The sequence below is a fragment of the Neorhizobium alkalisoli genome, assembly GCF_007829835.1.
Classification (GTDB): domain Bacteria; phylum Pseudomonadota; class Alphaproteobacteria; order Rhizobiales; family Rhizobiaceae; genus Neorhizobium.
In genome coordinates, this window is the sequence record NZ_VIWP01000005.1 from 336607 (window position 1) to 351320 (window position 14714).

Genomic DNA, 14714 nt, shown 5'->3' on the forward strand with positions numbered 1-14714 from the left:
GAGGGGCGCAGGGGTGCGCCCTGTTCCGTTTCAGGGGGTCCGCATGAACGCTTATGGTTCCCAGGCCATGTCCGCGCCTCTGCTGCGCGTGCTGATGCGCAAACCGGGCAACAGCCTGCGCGAAGCCAATGCCGACGACTGGCATTACGGCCCCGGTTTCGATGCCCACAAGGCGATCGACCAGCATGCCGGTTTCGTAGCGCTGGTGGAAAAATCCGGCGCCGAAATCCTCTGGCTTGAGGATGACGGCGATGGTCTGGCCGATGCCATGTTCACCCACGATCCCTCGCTGATGACCGATCACGGCGCGGTTCTGCTGCGCATGGGCAAGCCGCTCCGTTCGGCCGAGCCGGACCTGCATGAAAAGGCCTATGCCTCGGTCGGCATTCCGGTTCTTGGCCGCATCGAAGCGCCCGGCACGGTCGAAGGCGGCGATTGCGTCTGGGTGGACCAGCATACGCTGGCGGTCGGACGCGGCGTGCGCACCAACCAGGCCGGCATCGAGCAGCTGGCGGACATCCTGAAACCGATCGGCGTCACCGTGCACGGTTTCGACCTGCCGCTCTGGCAGGGCGCGGATGCCTGCCTGCACCTGATGTCCGTCATCAGCCCGCTCGCCGACAAGCTGGCGCTGGTGCACGCACCGCTTATGCCCGCCGCCTTCTACATGATGCTGAAGGAGCGCGATTACACGCTGATCCACGCGCCGGAACAGGAATTCGCCGCCAGCAATGGCCTCAACCTCAATGTCCTGCCGGTCGCCCATGGCCATGTCATCATGGTCGACGGTTTTCCGGTGACCCGCGAGGTGATGGAAGCGCATGGCTGCACCGTCGAGACCTTTGAGGCGGATGCGCTCTGCATCGCCTGCGAAGGCGGCCCGACCTGCCTGACGCGCCCAATGCTGAGACGATGACCGTAAAACCATGACCGCGAACCGCCGCACCTATACGCGGGCCTCCGAAGCCGAGCGTCGCGAGGATCTGATCCTCGCGACGCTCGACTGTATTGCCGAATTCGGCATCCAGGGCGCCACCGTTCGCCAGATCGCCACCCGCGCCGGGGTGACGGGCGGGCTGATCCGCCATTATTTCGCCGGCAAGGACCAGATGCTGGAGGCCGCCTATCGCAAGGTAATGACCGGCATGACGGAAACGGCCGTCGCCGCCGCGGCGGAAGGACAGACGGCGAAGGAGCGGTTGCGCCGTTTCGTCATCGCCAATGTCACGCCGCCGGTCACCGATCCGCGCACGCTTTCCCTCTGGGCGGCCTTCATCAGCCATATCCAGACCGACCCCACATTCGCCGCCATCCATCGCGACAACTATGTCGCCTTTCTGGAAGCGCTCGAAGGCCTGCTGACCGACTTCTTTTCCGAAGAAAAACGCACGCTCAGCAAGGCGCAATGCCGCAGCTTTGCGATTGCGCTGAACGCGCTTGTCGACGGGCTGTGGCTGGAAGGCACGCTCGCCGACGACATGTTCGGCGAACAGGAACTGGCGGAAACCGCGCTCGCCTCCGTGGAAGCGCTGCTCCGCCTCGACCCGGGATACCTTTCTGCCTGAACCAAAGAGAGTGAAGGCAGAAACAAACAGACTGACAATAAAAGGAAATGCCATGCGTTACGCCACGATCACCGACCGCCTCGCCCATCTCGGTTCCGGCCGCTGGGCGCTTCACCTGACCGCAAGGCGCATGAAGGCCGAGGGCGAGGAGATCATCGAGCTGACGATCGGCGAGCCGGATATCGCCCCCGACAAGGCGCTTCTCGACGAGGCGTCGCGTGCGATGTATGCCGGCCGTACCCGTTATTCCAACGGCCGCGGCGAGCCGCAGGTCCTGAAGGCCCTGGTCGACAAATATGCAAAGCGCCGCCCCGGTGTGACCGAACGCAATTTCCTCTGCTTCCCCGGCACCCAGACGGCGCTTTACGGCGTCATGACCGGCCTGGTCGAGGCGGGAGACGGCGTTCTGGTCGGCGATCCGCTTTATGCGACCTATGAAGGCGTCATCGCCTCGACCGGCGCCCATATGATCCCCGTGCCGCTTCGGCCGGAAAAGAAATTCCACCTCCAGGCCGAGGATCTGGAACGCGCCGTCACCCCGGAAGCACGTGTGTTGCTTCTCAACACGCCGCATAACCCGACTGGCGCCGTGCTGACCGCCGACGAGATCGCGGCCATCGGAAAAATCTGCCGCCGCCACGATCTCTGGATCGTCTGCGACGAGGTTTATGAACAGCTGATCTTCGACGGCACCAAATTCGCCTCGCCCTTCGACATGGCCGAACTGGCGGAGCGCACGATCGTCGTCTCCTCGATTTCCAAATCCCATGCGGCACCCGGTTTCCGCTCCGGCTGGGCCGCAGGTCCGGAAGAATTCTGCGAAAAGCTTCTCCCCGTTTCCGAAACCATGCTGTTCGGCGTCCAGCCCTTCATCTCCGACATGACGGCAATGGCGCTCTCCAAGGATTTCGACACCGCCGACGTGATGCGCGCCAACTATCGCCGCCGCGCCGCAATCGTCGAAAAGGCATTTGCCGGCAACAATCTGGTGCGGCCTATGCCGCCGGAAGGCGGCATGTTCATCCTGCTAGACGTGACGGCGACCGGCCTCGGCGGCGAGGAATTCGCCTGGGAACTTTTGCGCGAGGAGAAGGTGGCCGTCATGCCCGGCACATCCTTCGGCGACCAGGCGGCAGGTTTCCTGCGCGTTTCGCTGACCATGCCGGACGACGTGATCGAGACCGCGATGAACCGCATCGCCAATCTCGCCGGCCGCATCGTGTCGCGCGAGGAGGCGCCGCCGCATGTCAGATAGCCAAAAGCCAGACAGCCGAAAAACCGTCGGCGAGACGCTGATCGACCTGCTGGAAGCGAACGGCGTCGAGGTCGTGTTCGGCATTCCCGGCGTCCATACTGTGGAGCTTTATCGCGGCCTTGCCGGCTCGAACATTCGCCACATCACCCCGCGCCACGAACAGGGCGCGGGTTTCATGGCTGACGGCTATGCCCGCGTCAGCGGCAAACCGGGCGTCTGCCTCGTCATCACCGGACCGGGCCTTACCAATATCATCACGCCGATGGCGCAGGCCTTTCAGGATTCCGTGCCGATGCTGGTGATTTCGGGCGTCAACGCCCGCGCAACGCTCGGCCATGGCCGCGGCCGCCTGCATGAGCTGCCGGACCAGCGCGGCATGATGGCGACACTGGCGCTGATGAGCCACACGCTGCACAACCCGGAAGACCTCCCCGCCGTCATGGACCGCGCCTTCGCCATCCTCGGCTCCGGCCGCCCCGGCCCGGTGCATATCGAAATCCCGACCGACGTGATGGCGATGAAGATTTCCGCCCCGCATCTCAAACCCGCCGCCAAAACCCGCCCGCGCGCCGATGCCGATACCATCGAAAAGGCCGCCACCCGCTGCCTTGCCGCGCAAAAACCGGTCATCCTTGTCGGCGGCGGTGCAGTCGACGCGTCCGAAAAAATCCTGGCGCTTGCCGAAAGGCTGGATGCGCCGCTGGTGACCACCACCAATGCCCGCGGCGCCTTTTCCAAAAGCCCGCTTTCCGTGCCGGCCAGCCCCAGCTTGAAATCCGTGAGAGAGCTGATCGCCGCTTCCGACCTCGTTCTCGCCTTCGGCACCCAGATGGGCCAGACCGATTACGACATGTATGCCGATAACGGCTTTCCGGCGCTGAAAAACCTGATCCGCATCGACATCGACCCGGCCCAGCTCGCCCGCGGCCCCGACGCGGCGCTATCGATCCTCTCCTCGGCCGAAAACGCCGTGACCGATCTTCTGGCTGCCACCGGCGCCGGCAACCGGCCACAGACCTCCGGCGCGGAGCGGGCCGAAACGACACGACAGGCAGCCTGGGCGGAACTGACGCCCAAAATGCAGGTCGAGATCGGCATAATCGAAAAAATCCGCGACACGCTTCCCGGCGCCATCATCGTCGGCGATTCCACCCAGGCGGTCTATGCCGGCAATCTCTATTACGAAGCCGGCCGCCCGTATGGCTGGTTCAACGCCGCGACCGGCTACGGCGCCCTCGGCTACGGCCCCCCGGCCGCCATCGGCGCGGCGATCGCCGAACCGGATGCGCCCGTCATCTGCATCACCGGCGATGGCGGCTTTCAGTTCACGCTGGCCGAAATCGGGGCTGCCAAGGATGTAGGCGCCAATGTCATCTTCCTCGTCTGGAACAATGACGGTTATCAGGAAATCGAGACCTATATGGTCGAGAACGGGATCGAGCCGGAGGGGGTGAAGCCTTCGGCGCCGGATTTTTTGAAAGTGGCGGAGGCGTTCGGGTTGCCGGCGAAAAGGCTGGCGCATGTGGATGAGCTGGCGGTGGCTCTTATGGCGTTTCGCGGGCATGATGGACCGTCGCTGATCGAGATCCATCAGACTGGAACGGTTGGGGCGACAGTTTGAGAGACTAAGAGCCTCACGATATCCGACGCACTCGCAGACGAGTTGCTAATTTAAAGGGGCCGGGCCGGTCCGGGCCAATGACGGGTCGCTGGCATTCGTGGAGAGTTCCGTCCACATAGCATCGCTCAATCGAAAAGGCAGAGTTTTTGAGGTATCATGTTCGATCTAAAAGCCGTCAATCCGGGTCTCTTCGAAAACTGGTTGCTCATCAAGGACGCCCCGCCTGAGTTTCACGAGCGGCCGGATCCTGCCGCGGTACAGGAGTTGGAGGTCTTGGCGGGCGGGAGGCTTCCGCAGGACTACAAGGATTTCCTGCTTGAATACGGCGATATCAGCGGCTCAGTGGAAACCGGGGTGCGCTATTTCCACTGCCAATATCCCGGCAAGGAAGCCATCGATGCCGATTTTGGCCTCGTCTCCGGTGCGCGACACACAATCAAAAGCACAAAAATTCTCTCGAAACCGCACAAGACCCTCGAGAATGTCGGACCTCGCATACCCGAAAGGATGATTGCGACAAATATCGATAACTATCGCACCTTCCTGATTGATCTGCGCGACGAAAGCTTCGGACAGATCTACTTTATAAGAGACCTAAAAAAGAAGACCTTCGGCACGTCAGGATATGGTTGGGACGAGGTCGCTCTCGTCGGCAAAACATTTACAGATTTCCTGTCCGGCGTGGGAACGAAAGAGGATCTCAAGGCCAGATATCCAAAAGTCAAAATGCGCTGAGACCCGCTTATGGGGCAAAGCAGAAGATGGCTTCCGGCCCGAAGCGGACGAAAAAGCTATATGCCTTTCTGATTTGACGGCCCGAACCGATCCAGCCTTCGGTGTTCTTTCATTTGGTCATGTGGCCTAACCGCAATTGTCTTCGTGTCACTGTAAATTTTGCCAAGATCGGTCGTGATCTCGATGTAACACGAGGCGATGGTGGGCCCCACCATCGAGAAGACAATGGTTGCGTGGGAAAGCCATCCTTCAGACATCTTGTTCGCGGTCATCAACCTAAGCACGGTACGCCAGTAATAGGACGAAGTTGGGGTGAACTCCGGATACGGAGGCACTGTTACCCCTTCACGAAGTTGGAATTTCAGATTGTGTGAACCGAGATGAGCGATTTGCGCAAATTGGCCGACTGCCCAGTAGCCGTTAAGATCGTTATACCTGCTGGCGAAGTTATTGAGCACGTCCCGGCAAATCCCTTTGAACTGTCGCCTTCTGGCCATGCCGAATCCAATCTCCCCACTTCATGCCCCGACCCAGCATTGCAGAACTTAATATCGGTCACAATGTCCGCTCTTGGCGCAAAGCAGCCGTCGGCACTCCCAAATTCCTTATAGAGCAAGGCAACCTTAACGCCTCCGCCCCCTCTCCCCCAAATCCCCAACCTCCGGCTCCCATCCAAAAACACTCCGCCCTCCCCATTCATGCGACCGCAAAAACTCCCCCGCCACGATCTCCTTCAGATCCGGCCCGGTCACATATTTTTCCAGCTGCCGCGCCTGATCGTCCAGCCGCCGTAGCGCCTGCAATTCCTCATCTCGCCCGAGCCGCGCCTTGCCCACGGCCGATTTCATCACCCGGATCGTCTCGTCATAGACTTTTAGCGGCACCGGAAACGGATGCCGGTCCTTGCCGCCATGGGCGAGCGAGAAGCGCGCGGGGTCGGAAAAGCGGCAGGGCGCGCCGTGCACCACCTCGGCCACCATGGCAAGCGCGCTCACCGTGCGGGCGCCGACGCCGGGGGTGAGAAGCAGGTCTTCAAAATCCTTCGGGCCGCGGTCGATGGCGGCGGCGAGCGTCCCATGCAGACGTTTCATGTTGACGTCTTCCTCGCGCACGTCGTGGTGCTCGGGCATGATCAGATGCGGCAGCATCGGCTGGTCAAGCTCCCTTGCCTGCCGTTTCGGGTCGAGCGCGATCACCTCGCGGCAGATGCGGTCCGGCCCGAGCGAGGCCAAAAGATCGAGCTGGCCTTTTCGCGAGGCATCCGCCCGGCGGTCGGCGAGGTTGACGATCTCCCCCTGGCCGCGGCCTTCGATCGCCGCATGCGGGCTGTCGACGAAGCTGTTTATGCCTTCGGATAGCCAGTGATACCGCCGCGCCTGCCGGCGGTCGCCGTTCATGCCCTGCTGCACCACCACCCATTTGCCGTCATCGGTGACGATGAAACCATGCAGATAGAGATCGAACCCGTCCTGCACAGCGGCACTATCCACCTTGGCGACGAGCCGGCTGGTCGTCGCAAGCCCTTGCCCGTCCAGGCCGGTGCGGTTGCCGATGGCGATCAGCTCGTCGGGCGTCAGGCGCGAGTTCTTGCCGCGGCCGCCGCAGATATGGATGCCGAGCTCGCCGGCCATCGGCGTCAGCCCGCGTTTCAGCGCGCCGATGACGCTGGTGGTAATGCCCGACGAATGCCAGTCCATGCCCATCACGGCGCCGAACGACTGGAACCAGAAGGGATGCGCCAGCCGCTTCAAAAATTCGTCGCGGCCGTAATGGAGGATGATCGCTTCGGTAATGACGGCGCCGAGCTTCGTCATGCGCTCGCCGAGCCACCGGGGAACCCGGCCGCCGTGAAGCGGAAGATCGGCGCTGCCTGCTCTTTGAACCATGCCCCTTTATAGGGCGGGACGCCGGTTTACGACAGCGAAAAGTTCTTCAAACGTTCTTCCAGCAGCGCAATCGTCGCGACATCCGCATTGGCAAAGGCGAAGCGCAGGTAATGCTGCTGGCTGTCGCCGAAATAGACGCCCGGAATGCAGGTAATGCCGGCCTGTTTGGCAAGCTGTTCGGCCACTTCCGCCGAACCCTTATTGCCGAAAGGATGGCGGACGAAGGCGAAATAGGCGCCGATCGCATCGAGTTTCCAGTCGTTGAGGCCGCGCATGACGGCTTTCAGCGCATCGGCGCGGCGGCCGATTTCCTGGCGGTTTTCCTCGCGCCAGTCGGCCAGCAGCGGCAGCGCCTTGGCAACCGCACCCTGGGCCGAACGCGGCGCGCAGATCTGCAGATTGTCCATGATCTTGGCGATCTGGGTGATCACCGCCTCGCCGGCCGTGATGGCGCCGAGACGGTGGCCGGGAATGCAGAAGGATTTCGAAAAGCTGTAGAGGCTGATCAGCGTCTCTTCCCAGCCGGCAAGCGCAAACAGCCCGTGCGGCAACTGACCGGCATTGGGCAGGAAGTCGCGATAGGTCTCGTCGAGGATCAGCCAGATGCCCTTTTCGCGGCAGAGCTTGAAGATCGCTTCCAGAAGCGACGGCGGATAGATGGCGCCGGTCGGATTGTTGGGCGAAACGAGCGCCAGCGCCTTCACGTCACCCGTGATCGCAGCCTCGATGCCGACCAGATCCGGCAGAAAGCCGTTTTCGGCCGCGCAGGGCACAAAGGCGGTTTTGACGCCCATCATGGCAAGCGTCGTTTCGTGGTTGAAATAGAAGGGCTCGGTCATCAGCACCGTGCTGCCCGGACCGGCAACGGCCATGGCTGCACAGACAAAGGCCTGGTTGCAGCCCGAGGTGATCTGGATGTTTTTCGCTTCGATGGCAGCACCATAAACACCGGAAAAATGGTCGGCATAGGCGGTGCGCAATTCCGTCTCGCCTTCGATCGGGCCGTAACCGGTAAAGGCCTTGGAGGATGCGGTTTCGCCCAGCAGGCGCAGCATGTCCGGATGGGCCGGATAACCGGGCACGGCCTGCGACAGGTCGATCAGCGGCCCCTTGGAACCGTCATAGGCGCGCCCCCAGGCGGCAACGGACGGAACGGGCGGCGGGGAAAGCTTTTCAACGAGGGGATTGAAGGCGGACATGATGCTTCCGGAACAGGATAATTTTAAAAGACGGGCGGTTGATTTCCGTCTCTTGTTGATCAGAATCCCCGTTAAAGCAAGGAGAACCGCCCATGGCCGAAGACCTTCCCCCGCAGGATAGCAAGCTGACGGCCACCAAGCGCAAATGGGCCGATGAGGGAAAATTCCTGACCGGCCGTGTATCGAGGCCGGAAACGGACCGCCTGCCGCCCGGCCAGCATCTGGTGAAGAACTGGCCGGTGCTGGATCTCGGCCAGCAGCCGAGTGTGACGACCGCGCAGTGGAAACTCGAAATCCGCGGCCTCGTCCACAATCCGCAGACGCTGGACTGGGCCGCCTTCCAGGCCCTGCCGCAGACGGAAATGCGCTCCGACATCCATTGCGTGACGACATGGTCGCGTTACGACAATGACTGGAAGGGTGTTTCCACCCACGACCTTCTCGATCTCGTCGATCCGACCGAGGACGCCTATTCCGTCATGCTGACGAGTTATGACGGGTACACGACCAATCTTCTCCTCTCAGATTTCGCGGCCAGCGATGCGATCATCGTCACGGCCTGGGAGGGGAAACCGCTGACGGAAGAGCATGGCGGCCCGGTGCGCCTCGTCGTGCCGCATCTCTATTTCTGGAAAAGCGCCAAATGGCTGCGACGCATCGAGTTCTTGAACCACGACTTTGCGGGTTTCTGGGAGGAAAACGGCTATCACATGCGCGGCGACCCCTGGAAGGAAGAGCGCTATTCGGAAGATTGAGGCGTGCCCTGCCGAAGGGCCACGCCTCGCTCTCCAAAAACCTCAACCAAACTTGACCAGGTTCAGCGCCGGCAGCGGGCCACCCGGAAACTGCGCCAGCTTGGCGCCGACAGCCAGGGCCCCGAGATCGATGCCGAAGAAACCGAGCTTTTCGATCAGGCCGGCAATCTCCGCCTTCGCATCTACATCGTCACCGGAATAAGACAGCACGCGCTTGCCGCCTTCGGAAGCCGGGTCGGCTTCGAGCAGGCTGGCGAACAGGTGGTTGAATGCCTTCACAACCTGTGCGCCGGGCACCAAGTCGGCAAAGATTTCGCTGGACGTACGACCGCCGAGATCGGCCGGCTTGAAGGCCGGCGCTTCGATCGAATTGTTGGTGTCGACGACAACCCGGCCATTCCATGCTGGCAGGCCGGAAAGCGCACCCGGCAGCTTGGTCCAGGGCACGGCGACGAAAACGATATCCGCACTTGCGGCCTCCGCGATCGTGCCGGCGGAAATGAAGGGCGAAAGTTCTGCCGAAAGTTCGGAAAGTGTTTCCGGGCCGCGGCTGTTGGCGATCGTGGCCTTGATGCCGGCACGGGCGAGGATGCGGGCGACTGCCGTGCCGATCTTGCCGGCGCCGATAATACCGATGGTCATGATATTCACTCCGTTCGTGTTTCGATGGAGGGAATATCGGCTCTTTATTGGCTACGGATTAGCCGGTAATATCGCGCATTATTTTCAAGCATTCTTTGAAGATTGCGGTCATGGAAAATCTCGCCAATCTCGAATCCTTCCTGCGCTCGGCGGAACTGGGCGGTTTTTCGGCCGCCGCCCGCAGGCTGGCGCTGACGCCCGCCGCGGTCAGCCGCAACGTCGCCATGCTGGAGCGTAATCTCGGTGTGCGGCTTTTCCAGCGCACCACCCGCAAGCTGACCCTGACGGAGGCCGGCGAGCGGTTTCTGGCCGAAGTTGGCTCGCATGTCGAAGCGCTGCAGGCAGCGATTGCCGGCGCATCATCGGAAAGTTCCGAACCCTCCGGCCTATTGAAAGTCAGCATGAGCCCGCATTTCGGCAGCGATTACATCCTGCCGCTTCTGCCGGCCTTCCTGGAGAAATACCCAAAAATCCGGCCGGAATGGACGTTTGAGAACCGCCAGGTGGATCTCGTCGCCGAGGGGTATGATGCGGCGATCGGCGGCGGCCTCGAACTGACGCCCGGCATGATCGCGAAAACCCTGGCACCGGCGCATCTCGTCGCCGTCGCCTCGCCCGCCTTCATGGCCGGCCGGCCGATGCCGCTCAACCCGCAGGGGCTAGCGGATCTTCCCGGCATTCAGATGCGCTCGTCCAATACCGGCCGGATCCGCCAATGGACGATGCGCAATGCCGCCGGCACAGAAATGTCCGCTCCGCTTTCCGATAGCGTTACCATGAACGATCCCGCCGCGATCCGTCAGGCCGCCATTCTCGGCCTCGGCGTCTCGCTGATCGCCATGCCGGATGCACTCTTCTATCTGGAAAGCGGCGAACTGATCCGGCTTCTGCCGGACTGGTATGCCGATATCGGTCTGATCTCGATCTATTACGCCAACCGCACGCTGCTGCCGGCCAAGACGCGGGTGTTCACCGATTTCGTCACCGAGCATTTTCGCAGGGAACGGCTGGCAGAAAAGTTTGCAGGGAGTATCGGGCTGTCGAATATGGCAAAGAGGCTGTAGCTTGCCCCTCATCCGGCTGCCGCCACCTTCTCCCCGTTAAAACGGGGAGAAGGGTATGCCGAAACCGCTCGCTCTACATTCAAGCCCACTTGAGGCAGTTCCCCTCTCCCCGTCAAAACGGGGAGAGGGTTAGGGTGAGGGGCAGCTTTTGAGGTTGCGCCTTCAGATCAGCTTCTCCAGCGTGATCGGCAGATCCCGAACACGCTTGCCCGTCGCATGGAACACCGCATTGGCAATCGCCGGCGCCACCCCAACAATGCCGACCTCGCCGACACCCTTGCCACCGAGCGCCGAGGCATTGAGATCCGGCACGCCGACCGAGATCACCTGGAGATCGGGAATGTCGGAATTGGTCGGCACGAGATAGTCGCCGACATTGTTGTTGATCGTCCTTCCGTTGCGGGCGTCGACGATACCTTCTTCCAACAGCGCCTGGCCGACGCCCATGATGATGCCGCCGCGCCATTGGCTCTCGACCATCTTTGGATTGTAGAGTCGGCCGCAATCGAAGGCCGAGACCATGCGGGAAACGCGCACCGTGCCAAAATCCTCGTCGACCCGCACTTCGGCAAAATGGGCGCACCAGCTGTGCATGGAAAATTCGCCCATGGTCGGCCCCATGACCTTGGCCATGGTCGTCCAGGCGCGACGCTGGTCCTCGGCGGTCTGGGCATCGTCGGACAGCGTGTTTCGACGGATTTCGAGCGTGTCGCGGCCGAGTGCCGTCATCAGTTCGGCAAGCGACAGCGACGGGCCATCGTCACGCGGCAGCGAAACACGGCCGGCGGCGAGCGAGAGCGTGTTGGCGCCGGTATCGCGGAAGGGCGAACCGGCTTCGCTGAGTGCCAGACCGATCAGCTCGTCGCGGGCGGCAACCGCCGTCTTGTGCACGGCACCGGTGATCGAACCGGCCAGCATCGAGCCACCGGCAATCGCCGAGCCCGGCAGGCGGCTGTCGCCGAGCAGCACGTCGATCTGGTCGACCGGCACGCCGAGCGCTTCGGATGCCGTCTGCGCCAGGATCGTATAGGTGCCCTGCCCCATGTCGATCGAACCCGACACGACCTCGACGCGACCGTTCTTGAGGATACGGATCATCGCCTCGCTCGGCGCCCGGATGACCGGGAACGTGCCGCAGCCTATGCCCCAGCCGATCAGCGTATTACCGTCGCGCATGGAGCGCGGTTCATGGCTGCGCTTCTCCCAACCAAAGGCGGCGGCGCCTTCCGTCAAAGCCTCGCGCAGGCGCCGTGTCGACCACGGCTTGCCGGATTGATAATCGTGATCGGCATAGTTTTTCAGCCGCAGTTCGAGCGGATCCATGCCGAGTGCATAGGCAAGCTCTTCCATGGCGCTTTCGATGCCATAGGAGCTCGGGTTCTTGCCCGGCCCGCGCAGCGCGCCCGGCGTGACCGTATTGACCGGCACGATGCGGTGTTCGGACGAGTAGTTTTCGACCTTGTAGAGAACCGGGGTCGCGGCCCCCGTCTGTTCGGCATAATCCGCATAAACCGAGGTTTCGCTGTAACCGCGATGCACGATCGCCTGCAGAATACCGTCCTTCGTGGCGCCGAGCGCGATCTTCTGGCGGGTCGCGGCGCGGCCACCATAGCTGGTGAAATTCTGCGGCCTTGTAACGGCGAGCTTGACCGGCCGGCCGAGCTTTTTCGCCGCCGCGACAGCCACCGCGCCAAAGGCCAGCGGCTGTCCCTTGGAGCCGAAACCGCCGCCGATGAAGGGCGAAATGATCCGCACGTTTTCCAGTGGCAGGGAAAACCATTCGGCATACATGCGCGCCATGCCATGCGACCACTGGCTCGGCTCCCAGATGGTCAGCTGATCGCCTTCCCAGCGGGCGATCAGGCCATGCGGCTCCATCGCCACGTGATATTCGCGCGGCGTGCGGTATTCGGCCTCGATCGTCACGTCGCTTGCGGCAAGAGCTGCCTCGGCATCACCCCAGCCGACAGTGAGATTGCCCATCATCTTGCCTTCGCCGGCGGCAGGATCTTCGAGATCCTTGACCGATGCCGTCTCCTCATAGGAGACGGTGATCAGTCTTGCCGCTTCCGCTGCCTGTTCGCGGCTTTCGGCGATCACGGCTGCGATCGACTGGCCGTTGAACTGCACATTGCGCGGCAGCGGATAATAGGCCTCGTCTTTCGGCGCGGTGCCGGCCCAGTCACCGGCGGCACGAAGACCGAGATCGTCTTCCGGCGTCAGGACCAGAAGCACGCCGGGCATGGCGGACGCCCTCGAAATGTCGACGGCCACGACCTTGCCGGCCGCAATCGTGCTCTGCACCAGAACGGCATGCACAACGCCTTCGGTCGGATATTCGAGCGCGTAAGTTGCCGCACCCGTGACCTTGAGATTGCCTTCGAAACGCGAAAGGCGGCCACCGACCATGCCGTCGGATGCATCGCCATGTTTGCGGGGTACCATGATGGTCATGCGAGACCTCCCGTTTTCATGGCCGTTTTCAGGGCCAATTGCTGGATAGCGCGGACGACGACGCGCGGAGCGAGCTCGATCTTGTAGGCATTGTCGCCCTGGGCGACGGCGCCTTCCATGGCAAGCCGGCTCGCCTTTTCGACTGTCCCGGCCGACAATGTCTTGCCGATCAATGCCTGTTCGACGGCCCGTGCCCGCCACGGCTTTGTGGCGACGCCACCGAGAGCAACACGGATGTCTTTGACGGTTTTGCCATCCGCCTCGAGTTCGAAGCCGACCGCAGCACTCGCCGCAGCGAACTCATAGGATTGCCGGTCGCGGACCTTGAGATAGATGGAGTTTTTCGCAGCGGCCGATGCCGGGATAGCGATACCGGTAATGATCTCGCCGCGGCCAAGCACGGTTTCCTTGTCCGGCGTATCGCCGGGGAGCCGATAGAAATCCTCGACCAGCACGGTCTTGCCGGCAAAGCTCACCGTTGCATCGAAGGCGACGAGGGCAACGGCAAGGTCACCGGGATTGGTGGCAAGACAGTGTTCGCTGGTGCCAAGCACCGCATGATTGCGGGTGACGCCGCCGAGCGCCGAACAACCGGACCCCGGAGCCCGCTTGTTGCAGGCCGGAAACGTGCCCGGATCGCGAAAATAGGGACAGCGCGTCCGCTGCAGAAGATTGCCGCCGATCGTGGCCATGTTGCGCAGCTGCGCGGAGGCGGCCAGCGACAGCGATTCGGATACGGCCGGGAAGGCAGCCTTGATCGACGGATGGTCGGCAACTTCAGACATGCGTGCCAGCGCGCCGATCGTGGCTGCATCTGCGGAAACGATGATATCGGAAAGGCCCGGAAGATGGGTGATATCGATCACCGTCTCGGGCGCAGCAACGCCGCATTTGGCGAGATCGAGCAACGTCGTGCCGCCGGCAAGAATTGCGGCGCCGGCCTGCAGGGCGGCCTGGCTTGCGGCTTCAGCCGAAGTCGCGCGAACATAGGAAAAATCCTTCATCACGCCACCTCCGCCGTTTCGCGCACGGGAGTGTTTACGGCCTCGGCAGCCTCGCGCACGGCAGCGACAATGCTGTTATAGGCCCCGCAGCGACAGAGATTGCCGGACATGTATTCGCGGATTTCCGCATCCGAACCGGCATGGCCTTCGCGGATACAGGCGACGGCCGACATGATCTGGCCCGGCGTACAGTAACCGCACTGGAAAGCGTCATGCTCCAGAAATGCCGCCTGCACCGCATGCAGCGTGCCGTCTTCTCCGGCAATGCCTTCGATCGTGTTCACCTGACGGCCTTCGACCTGGGCCGCCAGGGTGAGACAGGAGAGCACGCGCCTGCCATCGACATGACAGGTGCAGGCGCCGCACTGGCCCTGATCACAGCCCTTTTTCGTGCCGGTCATCTGCAGGTGATCGCGCAGCGCATCGAGCAGCGTCACCCGTGGTTCGACATCGAGCGCATGGGCCCTGCCATTGATATCGAGGTTGAGATGGATGGTTCGTGTCATGATAAGCTCCTGCTATCGTCACGAGACA

General features: G+C 62.2%; 13 protein-coding genes. 7 read left to right on the forward strand and 6 right to left on the reverse strand.

Going from position 1 to position 14714, the window contains the following annotated elements; all coding sequences use genetic code 11:
• Positions 1-43 precede the first annotated feature (43 nt).
• From FHW37_RS20765 to FHW37_RS20785, 5 genes are all read left to right on the forward strand, one after another.
• A complete protein-coding gene (locus tag FHW37_RS20765; protein ID WP_145639837.1) occupies positions 44-916 on the forward strand; it encodes a dimethylarginine dimethylaminohydrolase family protein in 873 nt (290 codons plus the stop codon).
• A gap of 10 nt (positions 917-926) precedes the next feature.
• Positions 927-1565 (forward strand): TetR family transcriptional regulator C-terminal domain-containing protein, encoded by a 639-nt coding sequence (locus tag FHW37_RS20770; protein WP_145639839.1) that lies wholly within the window; start codon positions 927-929, stop codon positions 1563-1565.
• Positions 1566-1617: 52 nt separating this feature from the next.
• Positions 1618-2820 carry a pyridoxal phosphate-dependent aminotransferase gene (locus FHW37_RS20775; RefSeq protein ID WP_145639841.1) on the forward strand — a complete coding sequence of 401 codons (1203 nt, stop codon included), beginning with the start codon at positions 1618-1620 and terminating at the stop codon, positions 2818-2820.
• Entirely contained in the window at positions 2810-4441 is a 1632-nt protein-coding gene (locus FHW37_RS20780) for a 5-guanidino-2-oxopentanoate decarboxylase (protein WP_145639843.1), read from the forward strand. The genes FHW37_RS20775 and FHW37_RS20780 overlap by 11 nt, the downstream gene beginning before the upstream one ends.
• 156 nt (positions 4442-4597) lie before the next feature.
• Positions 4598-5176 (forward strand): SMI1/KNR4 family protein, encoded by a 579-nt coding sequence (locus tag FHW37_RS20785; RefSeq protein ID WP_145639845.1) that lies wholly within the window; start codon positions 4598-4600, stop codon positions 5174-5176.
• Positions 5177-5799: 623 nt separating this feature from the next.
• Here FHW37_RS20785 and FHW37_RS20790 read toward each other — a convergent pair.
• Together FHW37_RS20790 and FHW37_RS20795 are read right to left on the reverse strand one after the other, a co-directional pair.
• The gene (locus FHW37_RS20790; protein WP_145639847.1) at positions 5800-7062 is read right to left on the reverse strand and encodes a DUF763 domain-containing protein; all 1263 of its coding nucleotides are present in this window, start codon (positions 7060-7062) and stop codon (positions 5800-5802) included.
• A 26-nt stretch (positions 7063-7088) separates the two neighbouring features.
• Entirely contained in the window at positions 7089-8261 is a 1173-nt protein-coding gene (locus tag FHW37_RS20795; RefSeq protein WP_145639849.1) for an aminotransferase, read from the reverse strand.
• A gap of 92 nt (positions 8262-8353) precedes the next feature.
• Between FHW37_RS20795 and FHW37_RS20800 the strand changes: the two genes are divergently transcribed.
• Complete coding sequence (locus tag FHW37_RS20800; RefSeq protein WP_145639851.1) at positions 8354-9016, forward strand: sulfite oxidase-like oxidoreductase; 663 nt, start codon at positions 8354-8356, stop codon at positions 9014-9016.
• Between the two features lie 42 nt (positions 9017-9058).
• Here the strand turns inward: FHW37_RS20800 and FHW37_RS20805 are convergent, their stop codons facing one another.
• Positions 9059-9667 (reverse strand): NADPH-dependent F420 reductase, encoded by a 609-nt coding sequence (locus FHW37_RS20805; protein WP_348642847.1) that lies wholly within the window; start codon positions 9665-9667, stop codon positions 9059-9061.
• A gap of 101 nt (positions 9668-9768) precedes the next feature.
• On the opposite strand from FHW37_RS20805, the gene FHW37_RS20810 reads away from it, so the two are divergent.
• Positions 9769-10722 (forward strand): LysR family transcriptional regulator, encoded by a 954-nt coding sequence (locus FHW37_RS20810; RefSeq protein ID WP_145639855.1) that lies wholly within the window; start codon positions 9769-9771, stop codon positions 10720-10722.
• Between the two features lie 162 nt (positions 10723-10884).
• Here the strand turns inward: FHW37_RS20810 and FHW37_RS20815 are convergent, their stop codons facing one another.
• Genes FHW37_RS20815 through FHW37_RS20825 form a run of 3 tightly spaced genes read right to left on the reverse strand, consistent with a single transcriptional unit; the run spans position 10885 to position 14686 of the window.
• Complete coding sequence (locus tag FHW37_RS20815; protein WP_145639857.1) at positions 10885-13176, reverse strand: xanthine dehydrogenase family protein molybdopterin-binding subunit; 2292 nt, start codon at positions 13174-13176, stop codon at positions 10885-10887.
• Positions 13173-14180, reverse strand: a complete 1008-nt coding sequence (locus FHW37_RS20820; protein WP_145639859.1) for an FAD binding domain-containing protein — start codon at positions 14178-14180, stop codon at positions 13173-13175. Before FHW37_RS20820 ends, FHW37_RS20815 begins: the two co-directional genes overlap by 4 nt.
• Complete coding sequence (locus FHW37_RS20825; protein ID WP_145639861.1) at positions 14180-14686, reverse strand: (2Fe-2S)-binding protein; 507 nt, start codon at positions 14684-14686, stop codon at positions 14180-14182. The genes FHW37_RS20820 and FHW37_RS20825 overlap by 1 nt, the downstream gene beginning before the upstream one ends.
• Between the last annotated feature and the right edge of the window lie 28 nt (positions 14687-14714).